An 18889-nucleotide genomic window follows, 5' to 3' on the forward strand; every position below is an offset into this window, starting at 1 on the left:
GCCCGCATAAAGCAGGCGTTAATCAAAAATACGTTCTTCGTGAAAAATCTCTTTAGCGGTTGCTCAATCGCTAAATAATTACCAACGCTGCTTGAGCAGGTTTGGTTGGATACCCGCAATCTGCACGATGTTACGCAGATCTTTTTGCGAGATACCCGCTTCAAATTCATCACGGAAATATTTGATGGCACTTTGCAGCGGTTCGACTGCTCCCGGTGCGTGAGCACAGAATGTTTTACCCGGACCTAAGAAACGGCAAAGTTGCTCTAATGTTTCGATGTCACCCGGTTGGCCTTCGCCTTTTTCCAGTGCTTGTAAAATTTTCACGCTCCACGGCAATCCATCACGACATGGCGTACACCAACCACAGGATTCACGTGCAAAGAAGGTTTCTAAGTTACGAACTAACGAAACCATGTTGATTTCATGATCAACCGCCATTGCTAATGCAGTACCAAGACGGCTACCGGCTTTGGCAATATTTTCAAAATCCATTGGTAAGTCGAGGTGGTCATTGGTCAGGAAGTCTGTCCCTGCCCCACCCGGCTGCCATGCTTTAAGTTTTAAACCATCACGCATACCACCTGCGTAATCTTCTAATACTTCACGTGCCGTTGTACCAAATGGTAATTCCCATAGACCCGGATTTTTCACACGCCCAGAGAAGCCCATTAATTTAGTGCCCGCGTCTTTACTCTTACCTGCGCTTAAATCGATGTACCACTGGTCACCATGCTCTAAAATAGCCGGCACGTTACAGATAGTTTCAACGTTATTTACGCAAGTTGGTTTACCCCAAGCACCTGATGTTGCAGGGAATGGTGGTTTAGAACGCGGGTTAGCACGACGACCTTCTAAAGAGTTAATCAGTGCAGTTTCTTCACCGCAGATATAACGCCCAGCACCGGTGTGCACAAATAGCTCGAAATCAAACCCCGAACCGAGGATATTTTTTCCTAACAGGCCCGCAGCTTTCGCTTCTTCGATGGCACGGCGCAAGTGTTGAGCTGCCTCAACATACTCACCACGTAGAAAGATATAACCACGATAAGCTTTTAGTGCATATGCTCCCGTGATCATCCCTTCAACTAACAAATGAGGCAGTTGCTCCATCAATAAGCGGTCTTTGTAGGTGCCCGGTTCCATTTCATCCGCATTACATAAGAAATAACGCAGTTTCATGTTTTCGTCTTTTGGCATCAGGCTCCATTTCAGGCCTGTTGAGAACCCCGCACCACCACGCCCTTTCAGGCCAGCGTCTTTGACAAGGTTAACAACTTCATCCGGTGCCATGCCTTTGAGCGCACGCTCAAGACCTTTGTATCCGTTTTTACTGCGGTACTCATCTAACCAAACAGGCTGATTGTCATCACGCAAACGCCATGTTAGGGGATGAGTTTCAGCAGTACGGATCACTGGATTAACAGAATTTGTCATGGATACTGCTCCAGTAATTTTTGAATATTTTCAGGCTGCACATAACTGTGAGTATCTTCATCGATCATCATCGTCGGACCCTTATCACAGTTACCCAAGCAACAGGTTGGCAGCAATGTAAAGCGACCATCGGCTGTTGTTTGGCCAGGGCGAATATTCAGCTGTTTAATGATTTCAGCTTCTAAACCCTGATAACCAGTAATATGGCAAACAACACTGTCGCAATAGCGAATAATATGGCGTCCAACAGGTTGACGGAAGATTTGGCTATAGAATGTTGCCACACCTTCAACATCACTAGCGGGGATACCTAAGACGTCAGCGATAGCATAGATCGCACCGTCCTCAACCCAGCCACGGTTTTTTTGCACAATTTTCAGTGCCTCGATAGATGCTGCTCGCGCATCTTCATAGTGATGTTTCTCACCTTCTATTTCTGCACGCTCTTCGTCAGTTAAAACAAAGCCATGATGAGCTTGGGGTTCGAATACATTCACCACATCGAGTTGATTGTGTTTATCATGTTCATTATGCATGGTTAGCGATCCACATCCGACATTACAAAATCGATACTACCCAGATAGACGATTAAGTCTGAAACTAAACTACCGCGAATAACCGCAGGGATTTGCTGCAAGTGGGCATAGCTTGGCGTACGAATACGTGTACGGTAGCTCATCGTGCTGCCATCACTGGTCAGGTAGTAGCTGTTGATCCCCTTCGTGGCTTCAACCATCTGGAATGATTCATTCGCAGGCATCACTGGCCCCCAAGACACTTGCAAGAAGTGGTTAATCAGGGTTTCAATGTGCTGTAACGTACGCTCTTTTGGTGGCGGCGTCGTCAATGGATGGTCGGCTTTGAATGGGCCTTCTGGCATATTCTTGTAGCATTGCTCAAGAATACGGATACTCTGGCGCATCTCTTCAACTTTGATCATCACACGGTCATAGCAGTCACCGTTGTGAGCGATAGGAATATCGAATTCAAAGTTTTCATAACCTGAATATGGACGCCATTTACGCACGTCAAAATCAACGCCTGTAGCACGTAAACCCGCACCTGTCACACCCCATGCCAATGCCTCTTCTTTGTTGTACATTGCTGTACCAATAGAACGGCCTTTTAAGATGGAGTTTTTCAGTGCAGACGTGACATAAGACTCTAAACGTTTCGGCAGCCAATCAAGTAACTCACGCAGCAACTTTTCCCAACCGCGCGGTAAGTCGTGTGCAACACCACCAATACGGAACCAAGCTGGATGCATACGGAACCCAGTGATAGCTTCAATCACGTTGTACACTTTTTGACGGTCAGTAAACGCAAAGAATACAGGTGTCATTGCGCCGACGTCTTGAATATAAGTACTGATGTATAGCAAGTGGCTATTAATACGGAATAATTCAGACAGCATGACGCGAATGGTCTTTACGCGGTCAGGCACTTCAATGCCAGCCAATTTTTCAACGGCTAACACGTATGGCATTTCATTCACACACCCACCGAGGTACTCAATACGGTCAGTGTAAGGAATGTAACTGTGCCATGACTGGCGCTCGCCCATTTTCTCAGCACCACGGTGGTGGTAACCGATATCAGGCACACAGTCGATAATTTCTTCACCATCAAGTTGCAGTACAATACGGAATGCACCGTGTGATGATGGGTGGTTTGGCCCTAAGTTCAGGAACATGAAATCTTCATTTTCATTTCCACGTGCCATGCCCCACTCTTCTGGTTTGAAAGTTAAAGCTTCCATTTCCAGATCTTGTTTCTGTTTAGTCAGAACAAAGGGGTCGAACTCAGTTGCACGCGCAGGATAATCCTTACGCAGTGGGTGACCTTCCCAGCTTGGCGACATCAGTAAGCGACGTAAATTTGGGTGACCTTGGAAGGTGATCCCAAACATATCCCACACTTCACGTTCATGCCAATTTGCATTTGGGAACAGCGAAACCATAGAAGGTACGTTGAGGTCTTTCTCATTAAGAGCGACTTTCAACATAATATCGCGGTTACGGTCAATAGAAATAATGTGATAGAAAACACTAAAGTCTGCTTCAGGCAGGCCTTGACGGTGGATTCTTTGGCGTTCATCTACCCCGTGTAAGTCAAATAGCATGACATACGGTTTTGGTAGTTTCTTTAGAAAATCTACAACTTCCAGTAATTGTTCACGACGAACCCAAACCACTGGCATACCAGTGCGGGTTGCTTGAACAGAAAAGGCATCCGGCCCAAATTGATTGCGCAGTTCCAGAAGCACAGGGTCATTTAAATGTTCCTGTGTCTGCCATCCTGGCTGGGTACTACTCGCTTGCGCTATCTGATCTGTCATCATTCTTCACCATAACGCTTGATCAGGTTTATTATTTCGCAACAACATTGCTCTGTTACGCTGTATGGCTTTAAGCCTTAAATTTCGTCTGGTGTACGCAGGTTCGTCACTGCAATACGTTCACCGTGCTTTCTTTCTCTTTCTGATTGCATGTTGGCACGGTAAACCCCTTGGTCACCAACGACCCAAGACAGCGGACGACGCTCTTTACCGATAGATTCTTGCAACAGAAGCAGAGCCTGCATATAGGCTTCTGGGCGCGGTGGGCAACCTGGGATATACACATCTACAGGGATAAATTTATCGACGCCTTGTACAACAGAATAAATGTCATACATACCACCAGAGTTAGCACATGAACCCATGGAAATAACCCATTTTGGTTCAAGCATTTGGTCATACAGACGTTGAATAACAGGCGCCATTTTAGTGAAACATGTGCCTGCAACGACCATGAAGTCGGCTTGGCGAGGAGAAGCACGTAGTACTTCCGCACCAAAGCGGGCTACGTCATGAACAGCCGTGAACGAAGTCACCATTTCTACATAGCAACATGAAAGGCCAAAGTTATAGGGCCATAGAGAGTTTTTGCGCCCCCAGTTAACAACATCGTGAAGTGCATGAGAAAGTTTCCCCATGTACACACTGTTTTCAACTTGCTGCTCCAGTGGATCAGTTACGATCTCCTGAGTTTGCAGTGGGTAACGGTCGTTCTCACCGTTCGGATCTATGCGGGTGAGCGTATAATCCATTGTATAATGCCTCGCTTTTTACTGCGGATGACGATTGCTGATTTTAATAACTTCACTAGGATGCTTTACTTTTCCGCGAGAACGGACTGGTGTCCAATCCAATGCTCCAACGCGAACTAAATAAAACAATCCCGCCAACAATACCAAAATAAAGATAGCGGCTTCGATAAAGCCTACCCAGCCAGCTTCGCGGATGGCGACTGACCATGCAAATAGGAACATGGCTTCAACATCGAAGATAACGAAGAACATGGCGACTAAGTAAAACTTAGCTGACATACGAAGACGTGCACTACCGACCGAATCAATACCTGATTCGTAAGGGACATGTTTTGTTCTGGCTTTGGCGCGGCTACCCAAGAAGTGACCTGCGACCAGCATGAAAGCACACAGACCGATAGTGCCGATAAGGAATATCGCAAACGCCCAGTTATGGGCTAACGCTAGGATTGATGTAGACATACTCGTTGCTTACTCATTACTTATGGTGCGTAAACTGCTCTTTTTTACAACACGGCAGTATTGCACCACAATTGCCCAGTTAATCGAGAAGAAAGACCAAACATTGATCACCAACTAAAAGATCACCAAACTTAAATCAGTCTGTTGACCGCGTTTGGTTTGTCCTCTCTCATTACAATTTACTTTACCCAAATTAGGTAAAATAACCCGTATTTGTTACAAAAACCTCACAGACTAAAAACACTAAAATAACAAAAAGTACTCATAATCTGCTAAAACGTGTCAGTGTAATGATACACAAGTAAAGACGCAAACTAGTTTAACTGATTATTCGTTTTTACTACACCATTATCTCAGGAAAAACCTGTCTTAACAGATGAAAAATTGCTCTTTTTATTTGATCTAACGCACAGTTTTATTGAAAAAGTACTCAATTTGTTTACATCACATTCAATTTAACTTTAAGAAGCCTTAACGCATTTTTATTGTTTAATTTAAGTAACTAACTGACATACCAGCGCTATTTTACCAATTCTGCTAAAAAAAATTGTTAATAACATAACAAATCATTAACTAACTAATGAAATTCAGGTTATGCCAGCTACATCACAATTATTTCATGCTCTTCAATATTTAACCATACTTATTAAGTGGTTAATTGACTTTTTTATAAGCTAAAATCGGAAATAAAATGATAAATTTGAACTTGATAACGATAAAAAGCATTTTGACTATTTAAACACTGACTCAATAGGATTACTTGATACCGTTTCCCAATATTGAACATTAAACACGGTAACGTGAAATAATCGTTTCAGTCAGTAAGCATTATTTTGTTTGTGCTCAGCAGCAACAAGTCACAAATAGGATTATCTTGCCACTTTTTATCACGTTGTAATTTGATTGTGTAAGTTGTGCCCTTTCCACCTGATGCGCCGTTAAAATAATATCTGTCTATAAGCACTAACGCATTGATCACAAACAAGTGAATCACTTGTAAGTTAATAAAATGATATAAAAAACGGTACTTCCAAGCAGGTTGGAAGTACCGTCGAAACAAATAAATAAATTATATATTATGATTAAGCTAAATTAGACGAAACGATTAACTTAATTCTCCCCATCATTGCTATCAGCCAATTCACTCGCTGACGATGCAACATAAGGTATTTTTTTGTTTTCGATGGCACTAAACACCGTTAAAACAAAATCTTTCTGTTCATCTGCATTTTTATACAACCAATACTGAATATCAGGTAAACGAGGTAACCCATCTGATTCATTTAAAATACGTAAATCCGCATTTTGCATTTCCATTGGTCTGGCAGTTACCCCAACCTCTGCATTCACAGCAGCACGAACAGCTGGTAAAGAAGCAGCCTCATAGGCTACATGCCATGGCAACCCTGCTTCATCTAACGCATTAGTACACAGTTTACGATAAGGGTTAGTTTCATCCATAACAACTAACGGTATTGGCTCATTAGGGCGCAATTGGAAATCAGGAGCACTGTGCCATAACACAGGTACTGTCCTTAATGCCGTCTTAGGATGATGACTAATCCTTGTTGTCGTTAATGCTAAATCCACTTCGTGATTATCTAACATTGACTCAATAAATTGCGCTCGCTTGATGCGAACTTCAACAGCAACTCGTGGGTATACTGATGCTATCCGGTTAAGTAAAAATGGCAGCAAAATATCAACAGTGTCGTCTGATGCTCCGATACGAAGTTCACCTTCTGCATCGTTATAAGTCAATGATGCAGTTGCATCATCATTTGCACGAAGAATTTGCCTCGCGTAACCGAGTAATTGCAATCCATGTGCTGTAAGCAGTTTATTCCGCCCATGACGAGCGAAAAGCTCACGACCGACTAATTGCTCTAAACGTTGCATCTGCTGGCTTACCGCAGACTGCGTTCTACACACCGCAGCCGCTGCGGCTGCAAATGTATTTAGATCAGCGACAGCAACGAAAGTTCGTAGCAAATCAAGATCTAAGTTCATAATGGGACGATTGGAATTTATCATCGTTCATTCTCTTATATAATATTATGTAACCTGGTGTTTCTGCTCTCCTCCATGAGAATCAGCGAGTTTTGTGCGACTACTAAGTGAGTGCATTTCTAATCCATAGATCTGCAATAACTTCTCTTCTACTTTTCTTTATTTTACCTATTTAACACAAATATAGCGCTTATTAGCGACAATAATAGCTGAGATAAATAGAATACTTCCAAAAAATCAAAAATGTATTTAAAAAAAGGAATATACTTCTTAAAAGCTAATTAAAATCCCTTCGTTTAGTACACCTAAATAGTAACATATTTAATGTAATCACAATTATTTTAATGTAAGCACATTATAAAAATCATTTCACTATTTTTTAATGTCATTAAAAATCAATAAATTACAATAAAATGAAGCACTTTAAGTTAAAAAAAACCAGCCGAAACAATCAATATTACTAACAAAACCCCACTAAAAATTACAAAAAAAGGCCGTTATAGCGTATAAATTATGACAGTATTCATGATTCCATTATCAATATTACATTTCGATACAATTTTTCTTTTAAGAGCTAGGATTTCCTCATTTTTACCATTTCTATACTAAAACCCTAAAGATTATCGAAATTAAACTCCAACTTAAAACATACAATTAGACTGTAAGGCTAACTTAATGAATATATTCAGAGCCCAAGTATTACATTTATGCTCAAATCAACCTTTTACACCAAAGATTACCTAGCATCTTCAAAAGCTTCTGACAGAAGAGTACAGTAAGGTAATAATGCCGGTCCCTACCAAAGTAACCCCGTTAGGGTAATGAGAGAACAATGAATAATCTAACCAAATCTAATAAACTCGATAATGTATGCTATGACATTCGCGGGCCTGTGTTAAAAGAAGCTAAGCGCTTAGAAGAAGAAGGGAACAAAGTTCTCAAACTGAATATTGGTAACCCGGCACCATTTGGCTTTGAAGCGCCTGATGAAATTCTCGTTGATGTTCTACGCAATTTGCCTAGTTCACAAGGTTACTGTGATTCAAAAGGGCTCTATTCTGCCCGTAAAGCTATCGTTCAACATTACCAAGCTCGCGGTATTCATGAAATGACCGTTGAAGATGTCTATATTGGTAATGGGGTATCAGAGCTCATTGTGCAAGCAATGCAAGCGTTACTTAATAATGGGGATGAAATGCTTGTCCCTGCACCTGACTACCCTCTGTGGACCGCCGCCGTCTCCCTCTCTGGTGGGAAAGCCGTTCATTATATGTGTGATGAACAACAAGGGTGGATGCCAGATATCGAAGATATCCGCAAAAAAATTACACCAAGAACCCGTGGTATCGTTGTTATCAACCCAAATAACCCAACAGGTGCTGTATATAGCAAAGACCTGTTGATGGAAATCGTCGAAATTGCTCGACAACATAATCTCATCATTTATGCGGACGAGATTTACGATAAAATTCTATATGATGGTGCAGTCCACCATTCAATCGCAGCATTAGCACCGGATTTATTAACCATCACGTTTAATGGTTTATCAAAAACCTACCGCGTTGCTGGTTTCCGTCAAGGTTGGATGGTACTAAATGGTCCTAAAAAGCATGCTAAAGGCTATATTGAAGGGTTAGAAATGTTAGCCTCAATGCGTTTATGCGCCAACGTCCCTATGCAACATGCCATTCAAACGGCTCTCGGTGGTTATCAAAGCATTAGCGAATTTATTCAGCCAGGTGGTCGCCTATATGAACAGCGCGAACGCGCTTGGGAACTGATTAACCAAATTCCAGGGGTTTCTTGTGTTAAACCTCAGGGGGCGCTGTATATGTTCCCAAAAATTGATATTAAACGCTTTAATATTCATGACGACCAAAAAATGATCTTAGACTTGTTATTACAAGAAAAAGTGCTATTAGTTCAAGGCACCGCATTTAACTGGCCTGAACCTGATCATTTTAGAATTGTCACTCTACCCTATGCAGATGATTTAGAAATGGCGATTAATAAATTTGGCCGTTTCTTAGAAGGTTATCGCCAGTAATATGGTATTTTAGTTATTCCAAAAATAAAGCCTCCTATTTGGAGGCTTGTTAAATTTTACATTTCATCATCTTTTATTGACTGTATTATTTTGATAATCAAATAATAGAAATAAAATAGATTGCCACAAGGAAAAACCCCAATAATATAAATGGAAAGTATTTCATATTGCCCCTTTATTTCTTATTTAAAAGTCCATTATATTTTTTTAATATTATAATTCAATATAATTAATATATTAATTAAAAAGTTCCAAAATAGATATTCGGATTGCGACTGATAATTGAATGTTATTTATTTTATATTTTAGAAATAACTAATTAAAAAAACAATAAACTGATATCACTTTACTTCTATTTTCGATATAATTTCTATGGCCTACAAACAATATGAAGAGGAATTATGAGCTACTTTTTTGCCCATCTCGCTAGAATGAAACTGATCCACCGCTGGCCACTTATGCGCAATGTACGTACTGAAAATGTCTCTGAGCATAGTTTACAGGTTGCTATGGTCGCTCACGCACTTGCCATCATTAAAAACCGTAAGTTTGCAGGTAATGTAAACGCAGAGAAAATCGCACTACTTGCCATGTACCATGATGCCAGTGAAGTCATTACCGGTGACCTCCCTACTCCTATCAAGTATCATAATCAACAAATAGCCCATGAATATAAAAAAATAGAGAAATTTGCGCAACAAAAGCTTATCGACATGCTACCTGAAGAATTACAAGACGACTTTAAAGAATTAATTATTGAAGATTTACAATCGGAAGAAGAGCATTTTATCGTAAAACAAGCAGATACATTATGTGCCTATTTAAAATGTCTAGAAGAGCTGTCCGCAGGGAATAGTGAGTTTAAATTAGCCAAAAGGCGTCTAGAGAAAATGTTAGCTGAACGAAATAGCCCAGAGATGGAATATTTTATGAAAACCTTCGTACCCAGTTTTACTTTATCTTTAGATGAAATCAGCAATTAATATATAAGTAGTAGTATTTTATATCTACTTATATAGCTGTTGATTTACCAATCTAATAATAGCAAATTAGATTCGAGTTTATTCTATAAAAAAGGTTATTCAACCTTCACTAGCTTTTTATTGCAACCTATCATAGTAGAAAATGCAATATAAAATGTTTTTTTATCCCCATTAATACCTAGTATTACATATTCAGAGTCATCAATAGAGATAGTACAACGTAAAGGCTCTTTAGTTTTATATACTTCCCCTTTCTTCGTCACAAATTTTATTGACCAAAAATCATATGAATCTATTTTATTTCGTTCAAATAATATGGTAAATACTTTTTTTAGCTCAGATTTATCTGGAATATCATATAGTTTTATTGACGTAGCAAGTTTTTTAGTCACATCAAAATAACCTGCAACGAAGTGAGTTAGTTCAACATGTGACAATGTCTCCCCCCAATAATTTTCAAAGTCACAATAACCATAATTGAATTTATCATCTCCCCATGATTCATTTTGACTCATTTTATTCACCTATAATTGAAATGTATTGAATTACAGAGAATATCAACAAAAAAATTTCTTTTAAAATATATTAAATATTAAAAATATCATTAATTTTAATAGCAAAAAGCTCTAATATAGATTAGAGCTTTTTGCTAAAATTATTTTCTATGAGCTTAAAAAGGAAATAGTATCGGAATAACTGCCACACTAATTAACATAACAATAATAGTAAATGGCACTCCCATTTTCAAAAAGTCAGCAAATTTATATCCGCCGGGGCCAAGAACTAATGTATTAACAGGAGATGAAACTGGCGTCATAAAGGCAGCTGAAGCCGCAATCCCAATCACCATAGCAAATGGCAACGGTGAAACTTCCATTTGACGTGCGGCAGCAATCGCAATAGGGGCCATTAACACCGCAGTTGCAGTATTTGAGATAAACAAACCAATAGTAGCGCATAAGATAAAGAGACATAACAGCATCACATGAGGGCCTAACCCCCCTGCAACTTTCATCAACGCGTCAACCGCAAGGGCAATCCCCCCTGTTTCCTGTAAAGCTATAGCAAACGGCATCATCCCTACGATTAAAATAATACTTGGCCAATGGATAGACTTATAAGCACTTTCCATATCAATACAACGGAATTTACCCATTAACAAACACGCAATCAGCGCAGCGATAAAGTTTGGAATTTCATTAGTCACCATCATTGCCACCATTAGGGCTAGGCAAAATAGCGCATGGGGAGCTTGTGATGACGCTGGCGCAACTGCTTCTACTTCCGCAGCAAGGTTTAATACAATAAAATTACGTGGTTTAGTGGATAAAATACGGATTAACTTCCAATCACCAATTACCAGCAAGATATCGCCAAGTCTTAGTGGTTCATCAACCAACTTTCCATCCAATGCTTTACCATCACGACGGATCCCGACGACGTTAAGCCCATAACGAGTACGAAATTTAATGTCCCTTAACGTTTTACCAAGCAGTTCTGAATCAGGGTTCATGGAAACTTCAGCCATTCCCACATCGCGGGATTGGTCAGAAAAGTAATCACCACGTAAAATCATTGGTTCGAGTAATTGCTCACTGCAAAACTGCCGCAACTCATCATCACTGACCGAAATATCAACCAATAAAACATCACGTTCGCGCAGTTCCGTCCCCCCTGTCGCACTGACCATAACACGACGGAATTTACGCCAGCGCTCAATGCCCACTACGTTTGCTTCATAGCGAGAACGTAGGTGTAATTCATCAAGGGTATGGCCTATTAATGGCGAGCCTTTGCGAATAGCGAGGCGGCGTGCTCTACCAGTCAATTTATAATCACGAATTAAATCACGAAAACTACGCTGATAGCGTTCAGGGAGTTTGTCTGGCTCGTTGCTTCCTAACCAGCGACGTGTAACCCACATATAGGCTATACCCGCCAATAAAATCAGAATACCGATAGGTGTAATTGAGAAAAACTTAAAGCCTTCAATCCCCTCACGAACCAATTCACTGTTAACAACCATATTCGGAGGCGTTGCAACCAATGTCATCATGCCGCTCATTAGCCCTGCAAAACCAAGTGGCATCATCAGACGGCTTGGGGAAGTTTTCATCCGGGCAGAAACACTGAGAACGACTGGAATGAAGATAGCAACCACCCCTGTTGAACTCATAAATGCACCCAGCCCCGCAACGGTGAGCATTAAAAAAACCAGCATCTTGCTTTCGCTGCTTCCTGCTACGCGAACAAGCCAATCCCCCATTTGATATGCGATGCCAGTTCGGACAAGACCGTCACCTATAACGAATAAAGCCGCAATCAATAGTACGTTAGGGTCAGCAAACCCTGCCGTTGCTTGCTCAAGTGTTAAAGTATCACTCAGAACAAAAGCGACAATCACTAATAGCGCAACCACATCCATACGGATTTTATTTGTGGTAAATAAAACTATCGCGATCAACAGTAAGGTTAATACCCACAGCAATTCTCCGTTCAAAATATCCCCTTTCGACGAAAAAATACATTGCTAAAGTTTTTCTTTAGTTAACCATGTTTTACGGAGAATTTCTTTGATTAGATCATCATTAATCCGAATTAGACACTAAAAGTTCATAATCCCCATTATTGTCGGGGCCCATAACTGAAATTTGTGCCAATGAATTGATGATTACATTAATTTCATCACGACGGGCCATTTCTTCTGGCGCATGGACTGCAACGACTTGGCAGCCAGCACTAAGTGCAGAATGAATGCCTGCCGTAGCATCTTCGAAAGCAATACAGGATTTTGGCGATAAAGAAAGTACATTTGCACCTAATAAAAATGGCTCTGGATCTGGCTTACCTTTAGTTACCTTTTCAAAGGTTATCCAGTGTTTTGGTTCCGGTAGACCCGCTGCTTGCTGACGACCATGAGCGATTGGCACTGTTCCTGAAGTCACGATTGCCCAAGGTGCACCTATTTCATTTAAACGCGTTAATAGCGCTACAGCCCCCGGCAAGGCAACCACCCCTTCCATATCTTCACTTTCCATTTTCTCTAACCAGCGGAAATAATCCATGACCTCTTCTTCAGTCGCATCGGGTAAAAAATGACGTAAACTGGTTAATGCTGGCTTCCCATGAATATAGCTAATAATTTCCTCAGCACTTTTACCGATACGCTCACCAAACTTACACCAACAACGCTCAACCACTGCGAGCGAATCTGCTAATGTGCCATCTAAATCAAATAGAAACCCTTTTGCCTTTAATTTCACGTCTACCCCTTTCTTGTTCTTGAATCGATTCTATCTCTTAGTTAACGCTAAATAGACGCCAATGCGCAACCTCAATAACAAAAATAATCAAGATTTGCGTTAATGACTTAGATTTGAGTGCACTGGAGAGTTAAAACAGAAAAGAAATGTTAATTTAAGTTTGAGTTTGAGTTTGAGTTTGAGTTTGAGTTTGAAATTTTTATACTTATTAATTTCATTTGCTCTAAATTATTCGCCTTGACGCCAAGTAGAAGTATGACGAACAAATTTACTCTAAGAAGTTTGTGCTGTAGCTAAGCGACCAGAGACGAGTAGCCGAACGCAGTCAACAACGCTACAGCGCAAAATACGACGAGCACTAAGCATTGAAGATCTGGGAAATCTCTACCGCTGAAAGATGATACTGGCGTGGACAAGCATGCCAAATCGCTAACATCCGTACATATTTATCCCACATTGGCGTTTGCGAGTTAAACCCATGCGTCCCGCTGTCGAAGTGGGTATAACGCCCTTCTGTATTTACCATAAAGCGGACGTAGCTCAAATAACGTGCTTCTGTTGCGGCATCAAAGCCCAAAAACTGCACACGGCGGCCATCAATCTCTTCCTTGTTAGCCATGTTGCTATAAGAAACTTGCAGTGCATGGTACATTTCCATGATATCAATAACAGTACGGCAGGTGTCTTCACTTAAATGGCCGAAGTCTCTGTCTAACTCACGCATTTGTAACCCATAACCACGTTCAATAATGGTTTGTAGACGACGATAACGTTCTGCATTATCAGGGTCAAGCATGGTCATCATTTTATATTGATTCGATAAGATCAAGCGTTGTGCGTTAGTCATTTCCATCATGGTTCTCCCACTAAAAAGTATGGCTTATCTTCGCATTCAACATTAATCATAGACAGTGAAAACACAACTTTTATTGATCTAAACACCCTTTTTACATTACTTATTGTTAAATCTACCTTTTAATAGAAATCATCTCTTAAATATCTTCCATAAAGGAACGATCTAATTGGTTAAATGCGCGCTTTAGCAAGTCAGCTAACGCCATATAATCAGGTTGCTGCTCAATCGGTGCCATGGCAATTCCTGCTTCAGTAAATTTATCACGGATCTCATGAAACCAGCTCAGCAAGCTAGATGGTAGAGGCGTCGCAGCACGTTTACCTAACCACCATAGGCCTTGCATTGGCAAACTACAGGCAAAAAGAGCCGTAGCAATGGCGGGCCCCAATTGCCCACCTAACGCGATTTGCCATGCTAATGTAAAAATTGCAATGGGCGGCATAAAACGAATACCAAAGCGAACTGCTTTGTTGATACGAATTTCGGGGAAAATTGGCGACAGTTTTTTCTCCATAGGAAAGGTCTTCAGATAGCGGTTACCTAATCTAAAGCGTTTAAAAAAACCGGGCGGTGTACTTTGTAATGTACTCATGAAACGTTTCCTATCGACTTCTGAAAAACTGAGGCAATAATTTGTAGATTGCACCATGGTAAAATGATAGCACATTTAAGATAACGAAATTATTTCATTACATTTACCTTAAGTTAAGTCACTTTACTAAATATCAGCTATTCTAATAGCAATGTAACCCTGTGCTATAACACCACTTTATACGTCACTTATGATTTTAATCAATCAAAGTCTCTATTTTTAAAAAAAACGTATAAAATATAAAATAATTTTAGTAGAATCTGCCACATTTAGAATTGCTGTTGCATTTGTTACTTTGTAGCTTTATCCATCTTCGAAACTGAAGATAGACAACAGTTATATATATTGGGGTTTTTGGTCGTTATTTCAACACTAGGTGCAGAGGTTTACTTTTATATGCCTTTGCAAAAAAGGATAGCGCCTGCTTTATCAACCCCTAAAGGTCTCACGATCTTTAACTTTTTCGCCTTTAACATGATATCAATCATGATGTTTCAGGTCATAAATACGCTAGGCTCTAGCAATATATTTTTAATCTGAGTCTTTTCATGTTTTTCGAAAGGCTTCACAACAACAATTAACGATAGGTATTTCCATGTCAAGTAAGCTGGTACTGGTTTTAAACTGCGGTAGCTCCTCACTGAAATTCGCCATCATCGATCCGACTAATGGAGATGAATTTTTATCCGGTTTAGCGGAGTGCTTCAACCTCCCTGAAGCTCGTATTAAGTGGAAAATGGACGGTGCTAAAAAGGAAGCTCCTTTAGGTGCTGGTGCGGCGCATAGCGAAGCATTGGATTTCATTGTTAACACCATTCTTGCTGAAAAACCAGAGTTGTCAGAGCAGATCACTTCTATCGGTCACCGTATTGTTCACGGTGGTGAAAAATTCACGTCTTCGGTTTTAATTACTGATGACGTTATTGCCGGTATTGAAGCGGCTATCCCATTCGCACCACTGCACAACCCTGCTCACCTTATTGGTATTGAAGAAGCAAGAAAATCATTCCCGCACTTGGTCAATAAAAATGTTGCTGTCTTTGACACCGCATTCCACCAGACCATGCCGCAAGAATCCTATCTGTATGCATTGCCATACGAACTCTATTCAGAGCATAGTATCCGCCGTTATGGCGCGCACGGTACAAGCCATTACTATGTTTCCCGTGAAGCTGCAAAAAAACTGAATAAGCCTGTTGATGAGCTCAATGTTATCACTTGCCACTTAGGCAACGGTGGTTCTGTGACTGCGATTGTTAACGGTAAATGTGTTGATACCTCCATGGGCTTAACGCCATTAGAAGGTCTGGTAATGGGAACACGTAGTGGTGATATCGACCCTGCAATCATTTTCCATTTACATGATTCTTTAGGTATGAGCGTTGAACAAATCAATAAAATGCTGACTAAAGAATCAGGTTTACTTGGCTTAACAGGCGTGACCAGCGACTGCCGTTATGTTGAAGACAACTATGGCACTCAAGAAGACGCAACTCGCGCAATGGATGTTTTCTGCCATCGTTTAGCGAAATACGTGGGTGCATATAGTGCACTGATGGAAGGCCGCCTTGATGCTATCATCTTCACAGGTGGTATTGGTGAAAACTCAGCACAAGTTCGTGAAATCACCTTGAAGAAACTGGCAATCCTTGGTTTCGAATATGACCACGAACGCAACTTAGCGGCACGCTTCGGTAAAGAAGGTTTAATCACTACCGATCAAAGCCGCCCAGCGCTGGTTATCGCAACCAATGAAGAATTGGTTATTGCCCAAGATACTGCGCGTTTAACCGCATAAGCAACTTCTACCGCCAGCAACCTGCTGGCGGTATCGTTTTGTCATTAGAGTAACCGAAATAAAGAGGTTCCCGTGTCCCGTACAATTATGTTAATACCTACTGGCACCAGCGTTGGCTTAACTAGCGTTAGCCTAGGTGTCGTTCGCTCAATGGAACAAAAAGGTGTTCAATTAAGCGTTTTCAAACCTATCGCACAGCCACGCGTCTCTGGCAATAAAGACCAAACTACCGAAGTACTTCGTTCGCATTCAAGTATTACTACCATTGTTGAACCATTAAACATGGAATACGTTGAATCGCTGCTAACCTCGTCGAAAAAAGACGTCTTAATGGAAGAAATTGTTGCTCGTTATCATGAGCACACAAAAAATGCAGAAGTTATTCTTATTGAAGGTCTTGTTCCTACCCGTAAGCACTCATTTGCTCAATCATTAAACTATGAAATTGCAAAAACATTGGGTGCTGAAATTGTTTTCGTTACTGCTACTGGTAATAGTAACATTACACAAATGCAAGAGCGTTTAGAACTTGTCCGTAATGAGTTTGGTGGTCAACGTAATAAAAATATTATCGGTGTTATCATTAATAAGGTAAATGCACCTGTTGATGAGCAAGGTCGCACGCGTCCTGATTTGTCTGAAATTTTTGATGACTCCACCAAAGCAACTGTTGCTAATCTTGATACGAAACAGTTAGCGTCATTAAATTTACCTGTGCTCGCTTCAATTCCATGGAATTTTGATTTAATTGCCACTCGTGCAATTGATATGGCAAAACACTTAGGCGCTGAAATTGTTAACGAAGGTGAAATTAAAACTCGTCGCGTTAAATCAGTCACGTTCTGTGCGCGCAGTATCCCGCACATGCTTGAGCACTTCCGCCCAGGCTCTTTATTAGTGACCTCAGCAGACCGTCCTGATGTACTGGTATCTGCTTCGCTTGCCGCGATGAATGGTGTTGAAATTGGTGCTGTACTACTCACTGGTGGTTACAATATCGATGCACCAATCCGTCAACTGTGTGAACAAGCGTTTGAGACGGGCCTGCCGGTTTTCATGGTAAAAAGCAACACATGGCAAACATCCTTGAATCTGCAAAGTTTTAGCTTAGAAGTTCCCGCAGATGACCATGAACGCATTGAAAAAATTCAAAACTACGTTGCTCGTCATATTAGCAGTGATTGGATTGAATCACTGGTTGCAGATTCTGAGCGCCCTAATCGCTTATCACCACCTGCATTCCGCTACCAATTAACGGAATTAGCGCGCAAAGCAGGTAAACGAATCGTTCTTCCTGAAGGTGATGAGCCACGTACAGTCAAAGCGGCTTCTATCTGTGCAGAGCGCGGGATCGCAACATGTATTTTATTAGGTAACCCTGATGATATTCGTCGTGTTGCTGCAGCGCAGGGTATTGAGTTAGGTACAGGAATTGAAATTGTTGACCCTGTCAAAGTACGTGAAGAATATGTCGCTCGTTTGGTTGAGCTACGTAAGAACAAGGGTATGACTGAAGTTGTTGCTCGTGAACAACTCGAAGATAATGTCGTCCTAGGGACACTGATGCTTGAAAAAGGTGAAGTTGATGGCCTCGTTTCAGGCGCGGTCCATACCACTGCCAACACTATCCGTCCACCGCTGCAATTAATTAAAACAGCACCGGGCAGTTCATTAGTTTCTTCCGTCTTCTTTATGCTATTACCTGAACAAGTATTTGTTTATGGTGACTGTGCTATCAACCCAGACCCAACTGCAGAGCAATTATCAGAAATCGCTATTCAATCTGCTGATTCTGCAAAAGCGTTCGGTATTGACCCACGCGTTGCGATGATTTCTTACTCTACAGGTGATTCAGGTGCTGGTAGTGATGTTGAGAAAGTACGTGAAGCAACACGTTTAGCACAAGAAAAACGTCCAGACTTGATGATTGATGGCCCATTGCAGTACGATGCCGCAGTAATGGCTGATGTTGCTAAATCCAAAGCGCCTAATTCACCAGTTGCAGGTAAAGCGACCGTATTTATCTTCCCAGACTTAAATACCGGTAATACCACGTATAAAGCCGTACAACGTTCTGCTGACTTAGTCTCTATTGGTCCAATGCTGCAAGGTATGCGTAAACCAGTCAATGACTTGTCTCGTGGTGCATTAGTTGATGACATCGTTTATACCGTTGCGTTAACTGCTATCCAAGCAGTACAAAACGAAAATGCCTAATCAATAAATAATTGATGTTAAAAAGCCAGTCAGGTTACTTTCAACTGACTGGCTTTTTTATAAAAAAATTTAATCTCTAATAGCAGCGCAATACGGCTTGCAAATATATTCTTGATAATGACATGTGTGCAACA

The 18889-nt window shown here is 40.9% G+C and carries 15 protein-coding genes; 4 read left to right on the forward strand and 11 right to left on the reverse strand.

Features of this window, described 5'->3' with window-relative positions; translation table 11 throughout:
- Positions 1-78: 78 nt before the first annotated feature.
- From nuoF to ACIPUA_RS10545, 6 genes are all read right to left on the reverse strand, one after another.
- Positions 79-1437, reverse strand: a complete 1359-nt coding sequence (nuoF, locus tag ACIPUA_RS10520; RefSeq protein ID WP_042844442.1) for an NADH-quinone oxidoreductase subunit NuoF — start codon at positions 1435-1437, stop codon at positions 79-81.
- Entirely contained in the window at positions 1434-1973 is a 540-nt protein-coding gene (gene nuoE, locus ACIPUA_RS10525) for an NADH-quinone oxidoreductase subunit NuoE (RefSeq protein WP_042844444.1), read from the reverse strand. Before nuoE ends, nuoF begins: the two co-directional genes overlap by 4 nt.
- 2 nt (positions 1974-1975) lie before the next feature.
- Positions 1976-3778, reverse strand: a complete 1803-nt coding sequence (nuoC, locus tag ACIPUA_RS10530) for an NADH-quinone oxidoreductase subunit C/D (RefSeq protein ID WP_370661202.1) — start codon at positions 3776-3778, stop codon at positions 1976-1978.
- A gap of 74 nt (positions 3779-3852) precedes the next feature.
- Positions 3853-4527, reverse strand: coding sequence for a NuoB/complex I 20 kDa subunit family protein (locus ACIPUA_RS10535; RefSeq protein ID WP_004912254.1), 675 nt, complete (start codon positions 4525-4527; stop codon positions 3853-3855).
- A gap of 18 nt (positions 4528-4545) precedes the next feature.
- Positions 4546-4989 carry an NADH-quinone oxidoreductase subunit A gene (locus ACIPUA_RS10540; RefSeq protein WP_004259806.1) on the reverse strand — a complete coding sequence of 148 codons (444 nt, stop codon included), beginning with the start codon at positions 4987-4989 and terminating at the stop codon, positions 4546-4548.
- A 1110-nt stretch (positions 4990-6099) separates the two neighbouring features.
- On the reverse strand, positions 6100-7023 hold the full coding sequence (locus ACIPUA_RS10545) for a LysR family transcriptional regulator (protein ID WP_042844447.1): 924 nt from the start codon (positions 7021-7023) through the stop codon (positions 6100-6102).
- A gap of 808 nt (positions 7024-7831) precedes the next feature.
- Between ACIPUA_RS10545 and ACIPUA_RS10550 the strand changes: the two genes are divergently transcribed.
- Both ACIPUA_RS10550 and yfbR read left to right on the forward strand, forming a co-directional pair.
- On the forward strand, positions 7832-9046 hold the full coding sequence (locus ACIPUA_RS10550; protein ID WP_042844448.1) for a pyridoxal phosphate-dependent aminotransferase: 1215 nt from the start codon (positions 7832-7834) through the stop codon (positions 9044-9046).
- Positions 9047-9447: 401 nt separating this feature from the next.
- Positions 9448-10029, forward strand: coding sequence for a 5'-deoxynucleotidase (gene yfbR, locus ACIPUA_RS10555; protein ID WP_042844450.1), 582 nt, complete (start codon positions 9448-9450; stop codon positions 10027-10029).
- A 95-nt stretch (positions 10030-10124) separates the two neighbouring features.
- Here yfbR and ACIPUA_RS10560 read toward each other — a convergent pair whose 3' ends face one another.
- From ACIPUA_RS10560 to yfbV, 5 genes are all read right to left on the reverse strand, one after another.
- Entirely contained in the window at positions 10125-10544 is a 420-nt protein-coding gene (locus ACIPUA_RS10560; RefSeq protein ID WP_048607514.1) for a hypothetical protein, read from the reverse strand.
- Positions 10545-10699: 155 nt separating this feature from the next.
- Positions 10700-12529, reverse strand: coding sequence for an SLC13 family permease (locus tag ACIPUA_RS10565; protein ID WP_048607515.1), 1830 nt, complete (start codon positions 12527-12529; stop codon positions 10700-10702).
- 88 nt (positions 12530-12617) lie between these two features.
- Positions 12618-13292, reverse strand: coding sequence for a sugar phosphatase (locus ACIPUA_RS10570; protein ID WP_449059647.1), 675 nt, complete (start codon positions 13290-13292; stop codon positions 12618-12620).
- A 358-nt stretch (positions 13293-13650) separates the two neighbouring features.
- Complete coding sequence (locus tag ACIPUA_RS10575; protein ID WP_042845353.1) at positions 13651-14145, reverse strand: YfbU family protein; 495 nt, start codon at positions 14143-14145, stop codon at positions 13651-13653.
- A 139-nt stretch (positions 14146-14284) separates the two neighbouring features.
- A complete protein-coding gene (gene yfbV / locus ACIPUA_RS10580; RefSeq protein ID WP_042844455.1) occupies positions 14285-14740 on the reverse strand; it encodes a terminus macrodomain insulation protein YfbV in 456 nt (151 codons plus the stop codon).
- Positions 14741-15335: 595 nt separating this feature from the next.
- Between yfbV and ackA the strand changes: the two genes are divergently transcribed.
- Both ackA and pta read left to right on the forward strand, forming a co-directional pair.
- Entirely contained in the window at positions 15336-16538 is a 1203-nt protein-coding gene (gene ackA / locus ACIPUA_RS10585; RefSeq protein ID WP_042844458.1) for an acetate kinase, read from the forward strand.
- A 72-nt stretch (positions 16539-16610) separates the two neighbouring features.
- Positions 16611-18755, forward strand: a complete 2145-nt coding sequence (gene pta, locus ACIPUA_RS10590; protein ID WP_048607517.1) for a phosphate acetyltransferase — start codon at positions 16611-16613, stop codon at positions 18753-18755.
- Positions 18756-18889 lie beyond the last annotated feature (134 nt).

The organism is Providencia sp. AGC89 (assembly GCF_053543535.1).